A 15,698-nucleotide genomic window follows, 5' to 3' on the forward strand; every position below is an offset into this window, starting at 1 on the left:
ACTGTCCCCGCCCACTCACCGGCGAGGACCGAGGCATCAGGTGGTGTGTCTGACCGCAAGTTCCGGGGCAGCGGCGGCATCATGAGCGGTTCTCGCCCGCCGCCTCTGGAGCCACCAGATCAGCCCCACCACCGCAAAGGCCGGAACATAGACCCAGACGGTGGAGGGGCGTCCGGGAGCCGGCTGGATGACGGCCACGACCTGATAGCCGGGCTCCAGCCCGACGCGCTTGGCGTAGGATCCGAAGGCGACGTTGCTGATCGTGAGCTGTCCGCCAAGACCGACAACGGTCAGGCCAGCGGCCCGTAGACGCTCCTGCGGGGTCGGCTTCTGCTCGCCGAGGTTCAGGCTGACGGTCTTGCGCACATCGTCGCCCTCGATGGTCATTCCCTCGACCACGAAGGCGAGGCGGTGATTGGCGGGCGCCTGCGCCACTTCCGTCATCAGCTCGCTCGCAGGTGCCTCCACCGTCGCCGGATGAACCTGGTTGAGCCACCAGTCCGGGCGGAACAGGGCAAAGCACACGATGAGGAGAACGGCGCTTTCCCACAGCCGGCTGCGGGTCACGAAGTAGTTCATGGTGGCGGCCGAAAAGATGAGGATCGCCGCGATATTGACCCCGATGATGAGGGCGGCATCGGCCCAGTTCTGCACCCCGATGAGCAGCATGGCGGGGTTGAAGATGAAGATGAACGGCAGGAGAGCCGTCCGCAGGGCATAGAACGCCCCCTGGAACCCGGTTGCGATCGGATCCTCGCGCGAAATCGCCGCCGCCGCGAAGGAGGCCAGGCCAACGGGTGGGGTGATGTCGGCCATGATGCCGAAGTAGAAGACGAAGAGGTGGACCGCGATCAATGGAATCGCCAGTCCTGCCTGGGCACCGAGCTCCACGACCACCGGAGCCATGAGAGTGGCGACCAGGATGTAGTTGGCCGTCGTCGGAATGCCCATGCCGAGGATGAGGCTGATGACGGCGATCAGGATGAGCATGATGATGACGTTGCCGCCGGAGATAAACTCGACGACCTCGGTCATCATGAGGCCGAGGCCGGTCAAGGTCACGGTTCCGACGATGATGCCGGCCGTCGCCGTGGCGATGGCGATGCCGATCATGTTGCGGGCGCCGACCGCGAAGCCCTCCATCAGATCGGCCAAGGCCGCTTTCATCGCGACGCCGACGGATTGGCGCCGGAACAGGGCGAGCAGCGGGCGCCGGGTGGCGACGATGCCGATGATCGTCAGCGTCGCCCAGAAGGCGGACAGCCCGGGGGACATCTCCTCGACCATCAGACACCACAGCAGGACGACCAGCGGGATCAGGAAGTCCAGACCCGTCCGGGTCACCTCCCAGGCGCGAGGAAGCGTAATGATCGGCGTGTTCGGATCGTCGAGCTCGAGATCGGGAAAGCGTGCCGCATAGGCGACCGTTCCAATGTAAACCAGGAGCGCTGCAGTGCCGAGAATCCACGGAGAGCCGTCTCCGAAGGCCGCCTGGACGCCGATGACGCCGTAATAGAGCAGGCAGAGCACCACCACCGAGCCGCTGAGGCCGAGGCCGGTGCGCAGCAGTCTCATCTTCGCCGGCATGGGCTCGCGCGGGATCGGCTTTGCTCCGATCTTCAGCGCCTCGAGATGCACGATGTAGAGAAGTGCGATGTAGGATGCGATGGCCGGCAGCAGGGCGTGCGTCACGATCTGCGCATAGGGAATGCCGACATATTCCACCATGAGGAATGCGGCGGCACCCATCACGGGCGGCATGATCTGTCCGTTGATGGACGACGCCGCCTCGATGGCGCCGGCTTTGACGCCGGAAAGGCCGGTCCGCTTCATGAGCGGGATCGTGAAGATGCCGCCCGAAACGACGTTGGAAACGGAGGAGCCCGACACGACCCCGTTGAGCGCCGAGGAAACGACGGCGACCTTGGCCGGTCCGCCCCGAAGATGGCCGAGAAGGGCAATGGAGATCTGCATCATCCAGTTGCCGGCCCCCGCCTTGTCGAGCAGCGTGCCGAACAGCACGAAGAGGAAGACGAAGCTCGTGGAAACGCCCAGAGCGATACCGAACACGCCTTCGGTCGTCAGCCACTGATGCTGAAGGAACTTCGAGATCGAAGAGCCCTTGTGCAGCAACACATCCGGCATGTAGGGGCCGGCGAAAGTGAAAAGAATGAAGACCGAGGCGACGATCACCATCGGCATGCCGAGAGCCCGGCGTGTCGCCTCCAGAAGAAGGAGGATGCCCGCTCCCGCCGTCACGAGGTCGATCAGGATCGGCTGACCGGGGCGGGTCGCGAGATCGCGGTAGAACAGGAAGAGATAGGCCCCGGCGAAGGCGCCCGCGACGGCGAGCACCCAATCGAATGTGGGGACGTAGGAACGGGGGGACGAGCGAAAGGCCGGATAGGCCGTGAAGGCCAGAAAGAGCGCAAGCCCGAGATGGATGGATCTCGCTTCCGTGTCGTTCAAGATGCCGAAGCCGAGCACGAAGGGCAGCGGCGAGGCGTACCAGATCTGGAAGAGGGACCACGCGATGGCGACACCCGTGATGAGGGCGGCGGCGTAACCTGTCGGCTTGCGCCCTCCCGTGTCGGCCTCGGCGACGAGCTGTTCCAGCTCCGCGGAAGGGGCGATCGCGGTTTTCTCGGTTGTCGACATGATCTCTATCCTTGGTCCGGACAAGGTAAAGGGGCGGCCCTGAGCCGCCCCCATTTTAGTAGGCTTCCAGCTTATGGCCAGCTTACTTCAGCCAGCCCTTTTCCTTGTAGTACTTGGCCGCGCCGGGGTGGAGCGGAGCGGAAAGGCCGTCCTTGATCATCTTCTCGGGCTCGAGATTGGCGAAGGCCGGGTGGAGCGACTTGAACTCGTTGAAGTTCTCGAACACCGCCTTCGTGATCTGATAGACGGTCTCTTCCGGAACCTTGGCCGAGGTCACGACCGTCGCAAGCACGCCGTAGGTGTTCGTGTCCTGCGGGTTGTTGTTGTAGAGGCCGCCCTTGATCGTCGCCTTGGCGTAATAAGGATTCTCGGCCACGAGCTTGTCGACGGCAGGTCCCGTGATCGAGACGAGCTTGGCGCCGCAGGTCGTGGTCGGGTCCTGGATGTTCGCCGAAGGATGGCCGACGCCGTAGAAGAAGGCGTCAATCTTGTTGTCGCACAGGGCGGGGCCGTGCTCGTCGGCCTTCAGCTCGGAGGCGAGCGAGAAGTCCGACAGCTTCCAGCCGAGCGCGCCGAGCAGCTGCTCCATGGAAGCGCGGGTGCCGGAGCCGGGATTGCCGACGTTCACGCGCTTGCCCTTGAGATCCTGGAAGTCGGAAACGTTGGCTTCCTTGCGGGCCAGAACCGTGAAGGGCTCCGGGTGGACCGAGAAGACCGCGCGCAGATCGCCGAAGGCACCGCTGTCCTTGAAGGCGCCCTCACCCTTGAGGGAGTTGTACTGCACGTCCGACTGGGCAAGGCCGAGGTCGAGCTCACCGGCCTTGATGGTGTTGACGTTGTAAGCGGAGCCGCCGGTCGATTCGACCGAGCAGCGCAGGCCGTGGTCCTTGCGGTCCTTGTTGACCAAACGGCAGATGGCGCCGCCGACCGCGTAGTACACTCCGGTCACGCCGCCGGTGCCGATGGTCACGAACTTCTGCTGGGCCTGAGCCGGAATGGCCGTGAAAGTCAGGGCGGCGGTCGCGACGCCGACCAGAGATTTCGTCAAAACGTTCATTTCGTTTCCCTCTTGCGAGGCCTCCTGAGGACCGGTCAGCGCCGGCCTTCAAGCGGCCTTCAGTTTGACGCCTGCGAGAGCCGCGTCCACGGCATCTCCCAAGCGCTCCACGATTGCGTCGACGATCTGTTCATCGACAATGAAAGGCGGGGCCAGCAGCACATGGTCGCCTCGGGCTCCGTCGATCGTTCCGCCCATGGGATAGACCATGAGACCCCGCGCCATCGCTTCACGCTTGATGCGCGCGTGAAGCTTCTCTTTAGGGTCAAAGGGCGCTTTGGTCGAGCGGTCCTCCACCAATTCGACCGCCATGAAGAGGCCGCGACCGCGAATATCCCCAACATGGGGGTGGTTGCCGAAGCGCTCCCCGAGGCGGCGGGTCATCCGGGCGCCCATTTCCCTTACGTTGCCGAGGAGACCGTCGCGGCGAATAACTTCCTGTACGGCAAGGGCGGCGGCACACGCCATGGGATGGCCGAGATAGGTGTGGCCATGCTGGAAGAAGCCGGAGCCGTTCGCGAACGAATCGAAGATATGCCGCCCGAGCAGCACCGCCCCGATGGGCTGGTAGCCGCCTCCGAGCCCTTTCGCGATGGTCATGAGGTCCGGCACGACCCCATCCTGCTCGCAGGCATGGAGAGTGCCGGTCCGGCCCATGCCGCACATGACCTCGTCCAGGATGAGGAGAACGCCGTAGCGGTCGCAGATGGCGCGGATGCGCCTGAGATAATCGGCAACGGGCGGCACGGCCCCCGCCGTGGCGCCGACGACGGTTTCCGCAACGAAAGCCATGACCGTCTCTGGGCCGAGTTCGAGGATCCTGTCTTCGAGCGCCTGCGCGGCGCGAGCCGCATAGTCCTGATCGCTCTCGTTCGGCTGCTGAAACCGGTAGGCGAAGCACGGGTCGATGTGGTGGGTTTCGACGAGCAGGGGGCGGAACTGGGTTCGGCGCCATTCATTGCCGCCGGTGGCGAGGGCGCCAAGAGTGTTGCCGTGATAGCTCTGGCGCCGGGCGATGACGTTCCGCCGCTCCGGCTGGCCGAGCTCGACGAAGTACTGCCGTGCCATCTTGAGCGCGGCTTCCACGGACTCCGAGCCGCCGGAGACGAAGTAGACGTGGGACATCCCCTTGGGAGCGTCCTCGATCAGACGGTCTGCGAGGGCCTCTGCCGGTTCCGTGGTGAAGAAGCTGGTATGGGCATAAGCCAGCTTGTCGGCCTGGGCGTGAAGAGCAGCCGTCACATCGGGATGTCCGTGCCCGAGGCAGGAAACGGCCGCCCCGCCCGAAGCGTCGATGTAGGAGCGCCCCTCGGCGTCGAACAGCTCGACGCCTTTGCCCCCCACGGCTATCGGCAGGGGCGTGTGAATTTGGCGGTGAAGGATGCGGCTCATCAGGTTCTCCTGTCGTCCTGCGGCGACCAATGGATGTTGAAGGCTGTCAGTTGATCTTCCGTACGCCTGAGCGCCTGAAGCGATGCCTCCCCTCCCTGCCCGGCGACGAGAGCCGCAAGGATCTCGCCCACGACGAAGGCCGGGGTGATGGCATGGAAGAAGGAAGGTCCCTCCGTGGAGACCAGAACGGCGATCCGGGCGACCTGCGCCAGCGGCGACACGGCACTGTCGGTGATCGCCACGATGGGAATGCCTTGCGTTCGGGCGTAGCGGGCGATGTCGATCGTGGCGCGGGTATAGGGGGCGACGCTGACGGCGAAGAGCGCGTCCTTGTCCGTCGCCATCCTGATGGGGTCCGCGCCCACTCCGGCCACGGCGTCCAGAAGAACCGCCTTCTCGCCCAGCAGCGAGAGCACGTAGGTCATGTGCCAAGCCACGGGATGGGACGAACGCAACCCGAGACAATAGATCCGGTGAGCGGATGCAAGGAGCGTCGCCGCCCGGGACAGCCTTTCCAGCGCCTCCGGCTCTCCGAGCCTCGAAATCTGGGCTGTCAGGGACACTACCATCTCGGCCGCGAGCGCCTGCTCGCCCTTGGCCTTCTGGCTGGCGACCTGAGCTCCTGCCTTTCCGGCGAAGCTCAAGCCTCCCTCGCGGATGGCCTGCGCATAGAGATCCCGGATGTCGTCGTACCCGGCGAGCCCGAGCCGCTTGGCCAGACGCGTCATGGTGGCAGGCTGCACGCCCGCTCGTCTGGCCTGCTCACGCATGGACAGGAGGGCCACGTCATCCGGACTTTCTAGAACATACCTCGCGGCGGTCTGAAGCTGCGCCGGCATATCGGGAAAGGCGGCGATGATCTTGGCTGTCAGGGGAGCAGGGTCCATGAGGCGGAGATTAGATTCGGCTTGCGGACCGCGCAACATTTGTTTTGATATGCCCAATCAAGGAAACATTTGGATTGGAGGAGCCCTCGATGCAGGCAGAAGCGACCGAAGCGGAGCCGACACCGGTGAGCATTGCCGTTGCGCCGAATGGCGGGCGGCGGACGAAAGCGGACCATCCGGCCCTCCCGATGACGCCGGACGAGCTGGCTCGAACCGCCTCGGAATGCCTCGCGGCAGGCGCCTGCATGATCCACATCCACGTGCGCAACGACGAGGGGCGCCATCTTCTCGATGCGGACGCCTATAGGCAGGCCTCTGCAGCAATCCGCCAAGCGGTCGGAGAGCGTCTGGTCGTTCAGATCACCAGCGAGACATTGGGATTCTATCGCCCCGAGGAGCAGATGGCCGTCGTGAGGGAAACCCGCCCGGAGGCGGTCTCGCTGGCCCTGAGAGAGCTCGTTCCCGATGAAGCCTCGGAGCCCGCTTTCGCAGAGTTCATGCAATGGATCCAGCGGGAGCGGATTGCCCCTCACTTCATCCTCTATGCGCCCGAGGAGGCAGTCAGGCTGGCCGCCTTGCTGAAGCGGGGCGTCGTACCGTTCGAATCCGTTCCGGTTCTTTATGCCCTGGGCCGTTACACAGTGGCGCAGACATCGAGCCCGAGCGATCTGCTCCCCTATATCGGGCCGGGAATGCCTGCTTTCCCGCACTGGATGGTGTGCGCATTCGGTCGTCGCGAGGCCGCCTGCGTGACTGCGGCGGGGCTCCTGGGCGGGCATGTGCGCGTCGGTTTCGAGAACAATCTCGACCTTCCGGATGGCGCGAGAGCCGAGACGAATGCCGATCTCGTCGACCGGGCGGCGCAGGCGCTTAGGACCTGCGGCATGAGGCTCGCAGATGCCGACATGCTGCGCCAAGCCTGGGATTCCTGCCTCAGCTGATAATCCGGTCCGCCAATCCCGACTGCCGGAGAAATGTCACGCTCTCCGGCATCCGGCCGGCCTGGAGGGGCATTAGCCCATGGTAGCGGTCGCGGATCGGACGTTGGCCCTTGTCGATCCCTATCCGCCGATACAGAATGCGTTCAACGAAGCTCAAGAATGAGCCCTGCCGGCCATTGGCCGGCAGATTGCGTAGATCAACTACGCGCCAGAGGAAACGTAGCCGCATCGCGCGCTCACTGAGTGCGCGGGCCCCAGGAGGTGACGTCGGTGACGACGGCAGCAAGCTTGCGCGACGATACATTCCCAAAGCTGCTCGCGCGCAATGCGCGCGTACGCCCGGACAGAACGGCGTTCCGTCATAAGGATCTCGGAATCTGGCAGTCCTGGACCTGGGCCGAGGTGCACGAAGCCGTTCGAGCTTACGCGTCGGGGCTGGAGGCTCTGGGGCTCAAGCGTGGCAGCAAGATCGCCATCATCGGCTATAACCGCCCCTATCTCTACTGGACGATGATCGCCGCACAGTGGATCGGAGCGGTCCCGATTCCTGTCTACGCCGATTCCGTGGCGGAGGAGATGGCTTATGTGCTTGCCCATGCCGAGGTGAGCCACGCGGCGGTGCAGGACCAGGAGCAGGTCGATAAGCTCCTCTCTGTTTCCGAACAGATGCCGCAGCTCGACCGGATTCTCTATGACGAGGACCGGGGCCTGAGGGATTACGACCATAGCCGGCTGCACGCGATCGCTTCAGTCATCGAGGAAGGTCGCGCCCGGCTCGGCGACGCGTCTGAGAGCGACAGGCTGGAGCAGGAACTGGCAAGGGGGAAGGGCTCCGACCTCGCAATCATTCTTTATACGTCCGGAACGACAGGGCGGCCCAAGGGCGTCATGCTGACCTTCGAAAGCGTGATTGCAGCCGCCGAAATCGGCTGCGATTTCGACAAGCTGGACGAGACCGACGAGATCATCGCCTATCTCCCCATTGCGTGGGTTGGCGACCACATCTTTTCCTATGCGCAGGCGATCCTGTCAGGGCTTTGCGTCAATTGTCCCGAAAGCCCCGAAACCATTGCGGAGGACCGGCGGGAGATCGGCGCGACATATGTCTTCGCGCCGCCGCGGGTCTTCGAGAGCATGTTGACCTTGACCATGGTCCGCATGGAGGACGCAGGAGCGCTGAAGCGGCGCATGTTCAAGTTCTTCATCGACCATGCGGGCAAGGTCGGCGAGAGGATCCTGAACCGCCAGTCGGGTGTCGGCGCATGGGATCGGTTGCTCTGGCACGTGGGCAACGCTCTCGTCTATGCCCCGCTGCGCAACCGCTTCGGCATGACCCGCGTCAAGGTGGGCTACACGGCCGGCGAGGCGATCGGACCGGAGATCTTCAAATTCTATCGGTCGATCGGCGTGAACCTGAAGCAGCTTTACGGCCAGACCGAAGCCTCCGTTTACATCACCATGCAGCCCAACGGCGAAATACGGGCCGACACGGTGGGGAGGCCCGCACCGCGGGTCGAGATCCGCATCGATGAAAACGGCGAGGTTCTCTATCGCTCGCCCGGGGTGTTTACCGGGTACTACAAGGACGACGGAAAGACGGCCGAAACCAAGACGCCTGACGGATTCGTCCGGTCGGGTGATGCCGGTTTCTTCGACGAGACCGGACATCTCAAGATCATCGACCGCGCGAAGGATGTGGGCAAGATGAGGGATGGCTCGCTCTTCCCGCCGAAATACGTCGAGAACAAGCTCAAGTTCTATCCGAACATCAAGGAGGCGGTCTGCTTCGGCGACGGGCGCGATTTCGTCGGCTGCTTCATCAACATCGATCTGGTGGCGGTCAGCAACTGGGCCGAGCGCAACGGCGTGACCTATGCGTCTTACCAGGAATTGGCCGGCCACCCGCTGGTCTACGACATGATCGAGAAGCATGTCGACGAGGTCAACCGCTCGCTCGCTTCCGAGCCGCGCATGGGAGGCGCCCAGATCAAGCGCTTCCTGATCCTGCACAAGGAACTCGACGCGGACGACGGTGAACTGACACGTACGCAGAAGGTGAGGCGCAGCTTCATTGCCGAGCGTTACGATCCCCTGATCCAGGCGCTCTACAACGGTTCGAGCGAGGCGGACATCTCCACGGAGGTCACGTTCGAGGATGGCCGCAAGGGCGTCATCGCGGCGCGCGTCAAGGTGAAAGACATGAAGCTCTATCCGATCGAGCACGCAGCACCCCTGCCGGAGGCCGCGGAATGAGAGCTCCCGACAATCCCGTCGCCGTCAAGGACGGTGTCCTCCTCGCTGTCGAGAACGTCTCTCTCGGGTTCGGTGGAGTGAAGGCTCTGACGGACGTGTCCTTCGACATCCGGAAGGGGGAGATCCGCGCCATCATCGGGCCGAACGGCGCCGGTAAGACGTCGATGCTCAACTGCATCAACGGCTTCTACTATCCGACCGAGGGCAGCATCACCTTCAAGGGACTCAAGAGGCCGAAGATGCGGCCTTACGAGGCGGCGCGGGGCGGCATCGCGCGGACCTTCCAGAACGTGGCTCTCTTCAAGAGCATGTCGACCCTCGACAACATCATGGCCGGACGTTCGCTCAAGATGAGGTCGAGTTTCTTCTGGCAGCTCTTTCGCCATGGCCCGGCCATGACGGAGGAGGTCGCACACCGGCGCGTGGTGGAGGAGATCATCGACTTCCTCGAAATCCAGCATATCCGAAAAACTCCCGTAGGACGGCTTCCCTACGGCCTCCAGAAGCGGGTCGAGCTCGGGAGGGCTCTCGCCATGGAGCCCGACCTTCTCCTGCTGGACGAGCCAATGGCGGGCATGAACCTGGAAGAGAAGGAAGATATGTCCCGCTTCATCTTTGAGGTGAACCAGCAGTTCGGCACGACCATCGCCTTGATCGAGCATGACATGGGAGTCGTGATGGACCTGTCAGACCGGGTCGTGGTGCTGGAATACGGTCAGAAGATCGCGGACGGCACTCCGGACGAGGTGAAGAGCAATCAGCGCGTGATCGATGCCTATCTCGGCGTCGCGCACTGAGAGGTAACGATGGACATTCTCTACAAAATCTTCATCGAGCCTTTCGTCTTCATGGGGGAGGCGCCGGATCTTCTTCTGCAGACTCTTTGGGAGGGGCTGGTTTCGGGCGTCCTCTACGCTCTGATCGCCTTGGGCTTCGTCCTCATCTTCAAGGCATCCGGCGTCTTCAACTTCGCGCAAGGCATCATGGTCGTGTTCTCGGCCTTGATCCTTGTGGGACTTTACGAGAAAGGGGTGCCGGCCTTTCTGGCGCTGCTCCTTGCCGTCGGGGCGATGTTGCTCCTCGCCATGGCCGTCGAGCGGGTGGTGTTGAGGCCTCTGGTCAACCAGCCCGATATCATCCTCTTCATGGCCACCTTCGGTCTGACCTATTTCCTGATCGGCTTCGGCGAGCTGATTTTCGGCGGAAGCCCGAAGGAGATGATCACCGACGCTCTCTATCTGCCGCAGGGAACGACGGAGGTGGATCTTCTCGGCGGAATGGTCCGTTTCCAGCACCTCGACATCGCCGCGGCAGTCATCGCATCCATCATGATCGGCGTGCTGGCCGTCTTCTTCTCGAAGACCCGCATCGGGCGCGCCCTCCGTGCCGTGGCCGACAGTCACAAGGCGGCGCTCTCGGTCGGCATCTCGCTCAACCAGATCTGGGTCATCGTGTGGTTCGCCGCCGGCATCGTCGCACTGGTCGCCGGAATCATGTGGGGCGCCCGTTCAGGCGTTTCCTTCGCGCTGCAGATCATCGCCCTGAAGGCGCTGCCGGTTCTCATCCTCGGCGGCTTCACGTCCATTCCGGGCGCCATCATCGGCGGGCTCATCATCGGCGTCGGCGAGAAGCTCGGCGAGTTCTACTGGGGGCCGCTCGTCGGCGGCGGTATCGAGACTTGGCTGGCCTACGTCATTGCGCTTCTTTTCCTGCTGTACCGGCCGCAGGGCCTGTTCGGCGAAAAGATCATCGAGCGAATTTAAGGGAGATTCCGGTTGTTCTATCGCGAGGCCGGCCAGTACAAGTCGAACTATAAAGCCGATATGGCGATCTTCCCCCTGCGGGAGGACAAGATCGGGATTGGCGTCATCATTCTGGCCGCCTATTCCCTGGCTTTTCTCGGCGACAGCTTCCTGCTGCAGGCGGTGATGATCCCGTTCCTGGTGTTCTCGCTGGCGGCGATCGGGCTCAACATCCTCACGGGATATGCAGGCCTGCTGTCTCTCGGCACGGGCGCCTTCATGGGCGTCGGGGCCTACGCCTGCTACAAACTGATGACGGCCTTTCCGGATGTGAACGTCATCGTCTGGATCTTTGTGTCCGGCTTCTTCTCCGCAGCCATCGGGGCGCTCTTCGGCCTGCCATCGCTGCGCATCAAGGGGTTCTATCTGGCCGTGGCGACCCTGGCGGCTCAGTTCTTCCTTCAGTGGTGCTTCATCCGCATCCCGTGGCTGGTGAACTACAATGTCTCGGGTGCTCTTGATGCTCCGCTGCGCACGCTTTTCGGGGTTCCGATCATCGGCGCCACGGCGACGCCGCAGACGCGCTACCTCGTCGTCCTCACCATCGTTGTCGTGTTGACCTGGCTGGCGTCGAACCTCGTCCATGGCCGCATCGGTCGCGCCTGGATCGCTATTCGCGACATGGACCTCGCCGCGGAGCTGATGGGCATCCGCCCTCTGCAGACGAAGCTCCTAGCCTTTGCGGTTTCCTCCTACTATTGCGGTGTGGCCGGGGCTCTTCTGGTCTTCCTGTGGTATGGCGGCGCGGAATACGACGTCTTCAACATCAATCAGTCCTTCTTCATCCTCTTCATGGTGATCATCGGCGGTCTCGGGAGCCTGATCGGCTCGTTCTTCGGCGCAGCGCTGATCTTCATCATGCCGATCGTCCTCGGCATCGTATTGCCGGCGATGTTCTCCCCCTTCGGCATTTCGGTGGGGTCCGACACCATCGAGCACCTGCGCTTCATGATCGTGGGCGCGCTCATCATCTTCTTCCTGATCGTCGAACCGCACGGACTCGCGCGGCTTTGGCAGATCGGCAAACAGAAGCTCCTGGTCTGGCCGTTCCCTTATTGACGGCAGATCCTTGCAAGGAGACGGGAACTCGAAAATCCGGCTCAGCCGGACAACAACGGGAGGAAACGAGAAATGTCGTTTCGTAAATTGAGCCTAGGATTAGCCGTTGCGAGCTTGGTCGGCGGCGCAGCCCTGCCTGCTTTCGCGCAGGATTCCGTCTACGTCCCCCTCTTCACCTACCGCACCGGACCCTTTGCGGGCTCCGGCATCTACATCGCCGACGGCATGCATGATTACCTCCAGATGCTCAACGAGCGCGACGGAGGCATCGGCGGCGTGAAGCTCGCCCTTGAAGAGTGCGAGACCGGCTACGACACCAAGAAGGGCGTCGAATGCTACGAGTCGGTGAAGGGCAAGAACCCGGTCGTCGTGAATCCGTGGTCGACGGGCATCACCCTTCCCCTCATTCCACGAGCCTCGGTGGACAAGATCCCGATCCTGTCCATGGCCTACGGCCTCTCGGCCTCCGCCCGCGGCGACATCTTCCCGTGGATCTTCAATCCGCCGGCCACCTACTGGGACGGCATGTCGATGATCGTCAAATACATTGGCGAGAAGGAAGGGGGGCTCGAGAAACTGAAAGGCAAGACGATCGGATTCCTGCATCTCGATGCCGCCTTCGGCAAGGAGCCGATTCCGCTTCTCAACGAGCTTGCAAAGACATACGGCTTCGAGGTGAAGCTCTATCCGGTCGCCGCCCAGGACATGCAGAACCAATCGTCGCAGTGGCTGAGCGTGCGCCGCGATCGCCCCGACTACATGATCATGTGGGGATGGGGCTCCATGAACGGCGCCGCGGTCAAGGAAGCGGTCCGTTCGGGCTATCCCATGGACAAGTTCTATTCCGTGTGGTGGCCGAGCGAGGACGATGCCCGTGCCGGCGGCGCAGGCGCCAAGGGCTTCAAGATGCTCAACTGGCATTCGGTCGGAGCCGACTTGCCGGCCCTGAAGGACATCCAGAAGCACGTGGTCGATAAGGGGCTTTCCAAAGCACCGAAGGACAGTGTGGGCACGCTTCTCTACAACCGCGGCGTCTACAACTCGCTTCTGATCGCGGAGGCCATCGCCACTGCGCAGAAGCTCACGGGCAAGAAGGTCGTGACCGGCGAGGATGTGCGCCGTGGAATGGAGAACATCAAGCTCGACCCGGCCCGCCTGAAGGAACTGGGGCTCGAAGGCTTCACCGGCGGGATGGAGCTGACCTGCTCTGATCACAACAGTCACAGCCCTGCTTTCATGCAGGAGTGGGACGGCACCAAATGGGTGAAGATCTCCGAGCCCATCCAGCCCATGACCGAGCAGGTTCGCGCCCAGCTCGATGCGGCGGCGAAGGACTATGCCGAGAAGAACCCCGGCTGGCCCAAGCGCACCGAGGCCTGCGACAAGGCGAGCTGAGCCTTCGTGACCGAGGCGCCCGAACAACGCCTCGCTTGAACAGCATGTGGGCGGAAGGCTTTCCGCCCACATGACCCGAAACCAAGAGGATGCGCCGATGAGCACCGCTGCCCAGATGCCCGTGTCGGATCAGCCGGAATCGGCGGAAACCGTTCTGTCGGTCAACAATATCGAGGTTATCTACGATCACGTGATCCTGGTCCTCAAGGGCGTCTCGCTCACCGTTCCCAAAGGCGGCATCGTCGCATTGCTCGGGGCCAACGGAGCCGGAAAGACGACGACCCTGAAGGCGATTTCGAATCTGCTCCGCGCCGAACGCGGGGAGGTCACCAAGGGAACCATCGAATTCAAGGGCGAGCGCATCGACCGCCTCTCCCCCAACGAACTGGTGCGTCGCGGCTGCATTCAGGTGCTTGAGGGGCGCCATTGCTTCGGACACCTGACAATCGAAGAAAACCTTCTTACCGGGGCCTTCACGCGGCGCGACGGAAATGCCGCCATCCGACGGGATCTCGAGGCCATCTACGAGTATTTTCCCCGCCTCAAGCAGCGGCGGGGTTCCATGGCCGGATATACATCCGGCGGCGAACAGCAGATGTGCGCCATCGGCAGGGCCATGATGTCCCGGCCGAGCATGATCCTGCTGGACGAGCCGTCCATGGGGCTTGCCCCTCAGATCGTCGAGGAAATCTTCGAAATCGTTCACAAGCTGAACGGGTCAGAAGGCGTATCCTTCCTTCTTGCCGAGCAGAACACGAACATGGCGCTCAAGTACGCCACCTATGGCTATATCCTGGAAACCGGGCGCGTGGTCATGGACGGTCCTGCGAAGATGCTGCGTGAAAACGAGGATGTGAAGGAATTCTATCTCGGCGTCTCCGAGGGAGACCGGAAGTCATTCCGCAACGTGAAGAGCTATAAGCGTCGCAAGCGCTGGCTGGCTTGATCGCACATCGTATTCTGGCTCACGGGGGACAGCGGCTTTGAACGAAGTTTATGACGCGCTCGAGGTTCGCGAGCCGGCCGAGCGAGAAGCGGATCTTTTCGCCAAGCTGACGGAAGTCCTGAGCCGTGCCGTAGCGGCACCGGCCTATGCTGAGCGACTGCGAGGGCATGATCTAGCGGCTGTCACGAGTCGTGACGCGCTTGCAACCTTGCCGGTGCTGCGCAAGTCGGAGCTCCCGGCCCTGCAAAGAGCCCAGTTGCCGTTTGGCGGCCTTGTCCCGGATGGAGCGGGCTCCTTCGGGCGCCTGTTCACGTCCCCTGGGCCGATCTTCGAGCCGGAAACGGCGCAGCCCGACCCATGGCGGGCCGCGCGCGGGCTTTATGCGGCAGGATTCCGCAAGGGAGACATCGTTCTCAACACGTTCAGCTATCACCTGACGCCGGGCGGCTTCATCATGGATTCCGGCGCGCGTGCCCTTGGCTGCGCCGTGATACCGGCCGGTCCGGGAAACACGGAGCAGCAACTCGAGCTTATCGAAGCCTACCGCCCCGCCGCCTATTGCGGCACGCCGGACTTTCTCAAGATCCTTCTCGACGGAGCCTCCGCTGCCGGAAGGGATATATCCTGCATCAAGCGCGCGCTCGTTTCCGGTGCCGCCTTCCCCAGGTCGTTGCAGGATGAATTCACCAGCCGGGGCATCGAAGCCTATCAGGCCTATGCCACAGCGGATCTCGGCTTTATCGCCTACGAGACCTCCGCGCGCGACGGTCTCGTCGTCAATGAGGACCTTATCGTCGAAATCGTGCGCCCCGGCACCGGCGATCCCGTTCCACCGGGCGAGGTCGGAGAAATCGTCGTCACCAGCCTCGATCCCAACCATCCGTGGATCCGGTTGGCGCTCGGCGATATGACGGCCGCTATGACAGGGCCCAGCCCGTGCGGTCGCACCAACATGCGGATCAAGGGGTGGATGGGACGAGCCGACCAGGCGACCAAGGTGAAGGGCATGTTCGTGCGCCCCGAGCAGGTCGCGGAGATCGGAAGACGGCACCCTGAATTGCGGCGCCTGCGCCTCGTCGTCAGCCGCGAGGGCGAGACGGACGTCATGACGCTATCGGCGGAGACGGATGCGGCAAGCGAGGATCTGGCCCAAGGCATAGCCGCATCCATTCATTCCATCATGAAGCTGAAGGGGCAGGTTGCCCTTGTCGCCCCCGGCTCTCTGCCGAACGATGGCAAGGTCATCGCCGACGAGCGGCGATACGACTGACCTGTGAGCGTCAGTAGGGCTCGCCAGTCAGACGGGAC

Annotated in this window: 12 protein-coding genes; 8 read left to right on the forward strand and 4 right to left on the reverse strand. The window is 63.0% G+C overall.

Going from position 1 to position 15,698, the window contains the following annotated elements:
- Positions 1–36 precede the first annotated feature (36 nt).
- The 4 genes from ACFOYU_RS27120 to ACFOYU_RS27135 form a co-directional block, all read right to left on the reverse strand.
- The gene (locus ACFOYU_RS27120; RefSeq protein WP_377035923.1) at positions 37–2,658 is read right to left on the reverse strand and encodes a TRAP transporter permease; all 2,622 of its coding nucleotides are present in this window, start codon (positions 2,656–2,658) and stop codon (positions 37–39) included.
- Positions 2,659–2,740: 82 nt separating this feature from the next.
- On the reverse strand, positions 2,741–3,715 hold the full coding sequence (locus tag ACFOYU_RS27125) for a TAXI family TRAP transporter solute-binding subunit (protein ID WP_226739093.1): 975 nt from the start codon (positions 3,713–3,715) through the stop codon (positions 2,741–2,743).
- 48 nt (positions 3,716–3,763) lie between these two features.
- Positions 3,764–5,107 carry an aspartate aminotransferase family protein gene (locus ACFOYU_RS27130; protein ID WP_377035924.1) on the reverse strand — a complete coding sequence of 448 codons (1,344 nt, stop codon included), beginning with the start codon at positions 5,105–5,107 and terminating at the stop codon, positions 3,764–3,766.
- On the reverse strand, positions 5,107–5,994 hold the full coding sequence (locus ACFOYU_RS27135) for a MurR/RpiR family transcriptional regulator (RefSeq protein ID WP_377035925.1): 888 nt from the start codon (positions 5,992–5,994) through the stop codon (positions 5,107–5,109). Before ACFOYU_RS27135 ends, ACFOYU_RS27130 begins: the two co-directional genes overlap by 1 nt.
- Positions 5,995–6,083: 89 nt before the next feature.
- On the opposite strand from ACFOYU_RS27135, the gene ACFOYU_RS27140 reads away from it, so the two are divergent.
- The 8 genes from ACFOYU_RS27140 (at position 6,084) to ACFOYU_RS27175 (ending at position 15,660) form a co-directional block, all read left to right on the forward strand.
- Positions 6,084–6,935: a 3-keto-5-aminohexanoate cleavage protein gene (locus ACFOYU_RS27140; protein WP_377035926.1), complete on the forward strand. Its 852-nt coding sequence runs from the start codon at positions 6,084–6,086 to the stop codon at positions 6,933–6,935.
- A 261-nt stretch (positions 6,936–7,196) separates the two neighbouring features.
- Positions 7,197–9,188: an AMP-dependent synthetase/ligase gene (locus ACFOYU_RS27145; RefSeq protein ID WP_377035958.1), complete on the forward strand. Its 1,992-nt coding sequence runs from the start codon at positions 7,197–7,199 to the stop codon at positions 9,186–9,188.
- On the forward strand, positions 9,185–9,985 hold the full coding sequence (locus ACFOYU_RS27150; RefSeq protein ID WP_226739103.1) for an ABC transporter ATP-binding protein: 801 nt from the start codon (positions 9,185–9,187) through the stop codon (positions 9,983–9,985). Before ACFOYU_RS27145 ends, ACFOYU_RS27150 begins: the two co-directional genes overlap by 4 nt.
- Positions 9,986–9,994: 9 nt before the next feature.
- Positions 9,995–10,951 (forward strand): branched-chain amino acid ABC transporter permease, encoded by a 957-nt coding sequence (locus ACFOYU_RS27155; protein WP_226739105.1) that lies wholly within the window; start codon positions 9,995–9,997, stop codon positions 10,949–10,951.
- A 12-nt stretch (positions 10,952–10,963) separates the two neighbouring features.
- Positions 10,964–12,049 carry a branched-chain amino acid ABC transporter permease gene (locus ACFOYU_RS27160; protein ID WP_226739108.1) on the forward strand — a complete coding sequence of 362 codons (1,086 nt, stop codon included), beginning with the start codon at positions 10,964–10,966 and terminating at the stop codon, positions 12,047–12,049.
- Positions 12,050–12,121: 72 nt separating this feature from the next.
- Positions 12,122–13,444 carry an ABC transporter substrate-binding protein gene (locus ACFOYU_RS27165; RefSeq protein WP_377035927.1) on the forward strand — a complete coding sequence of 441 codons (1,323 nt, stop codon included), beginning with the start codon at positions 12,122–12,124 and terminating at the stop codon, positions 13,442–13,444.
- A gap of 97 nt (positions 13,445–13,541) precedes the next feature.
- Positions 13,542–14,390, forward strand: coding sequence for an ABC transporter ATP-binding protein (locus tag ACFOYU_RS27170; protein ID WP_377035928.1), 849 nt, complete (start codon positions 13,542–13,544; stop codon positions 14,388–14,390).
- A 37-nt stretch (positions 14,391–14,427) separates the two neighbouring features.
- Entirely contained in the window at positions 14,428–15,660 is a 1,233-nt protein-coding gene (locus ACFOYU_RS27175; RefSeq protein ID WP_377035929.1) for a phenylacetate--CoA ligase family protein, read from the forward strand.
- Positions 15,661–15,698: the final 38 nt, after the last annotated feature.

This window comes from Microvirga sp. GCM10011540, assembly GCF_042650665.1.
Classification (GTDB): Bacteria; Pseudomonadota; Alphaproteobacteria; order Rhizobiales; family Beijerinckiaceae; genus Microvirga; species Microvirga lenta.

Bases quoted from the DNA above. Each gene is read 5' to 3' on its own strand.
- ACFOYU_RS27155 (WP_226739105.1), top strand. From the start codon at position 9,995: ATGGACATTCTCTACAAAATCTTCATCGAGCCTTTCGTCTTCATGGGG.
- ACFOYU_RS27120 (WP_377035923.1), bottom strand. From the start codon at position 2,658: ATGTCGACAACCGAGAAAACCGCGATCGCCCCTTCCGCGGAGCTGGAA.
- ACFOYU_RS27165 (WP_377035927.1), top strand. From the start codon at position 12,122: ATGTCGTTTCGTAAATTGAGCCTAGGATTAGCCGTTGCGAGCTTGGTC.
- ACFOYU_RS27170 (WP_377035928.1), top strand. From the start codon at position 13,542: ATGAGCACCGCTGCCCAGATGCCCGTGTCGGATCAGCCGGAATCGGCG.
- ACFOYU_RS27125 (WP_226739093.1), bottom strand. From the start codon at position 3,715: ATGAACGTTTTGACGAAATCTCTGGTCGGCGTCGCGACCGCCGCCCTG.
- ACFOYU_RS27130 (WP_377035924.1), bottom strand. From the start codon at position 5,107: ATGAGCCGCATCCTTCACCGCCAAATTCACACGCCCCTGCCGATAGCC.
- ACFOYU_RS27135 (WP_377035925.1), bottom strand. From the start codon at position 5,994: ATGGACCCTGCTCCCCTGACAGCCAAGATCATCGCCGCCTTTCCCGAT.
- ACFOYU_RS27140 (WP_377035926.1), top strand. From the start codon at position 6,084: ATGCAGGCAGAAGCGACCGAAGCGGAGCCGACACCGGTGAGCATTGCC.
- ACFOYU_RS27150 (WP_226739103.1), top strand. From the start codon at position 9,185: ATGAGAGCTCCCGACAATCCCGTCGCCGTCAAGGACGGTGTCCTCCTC.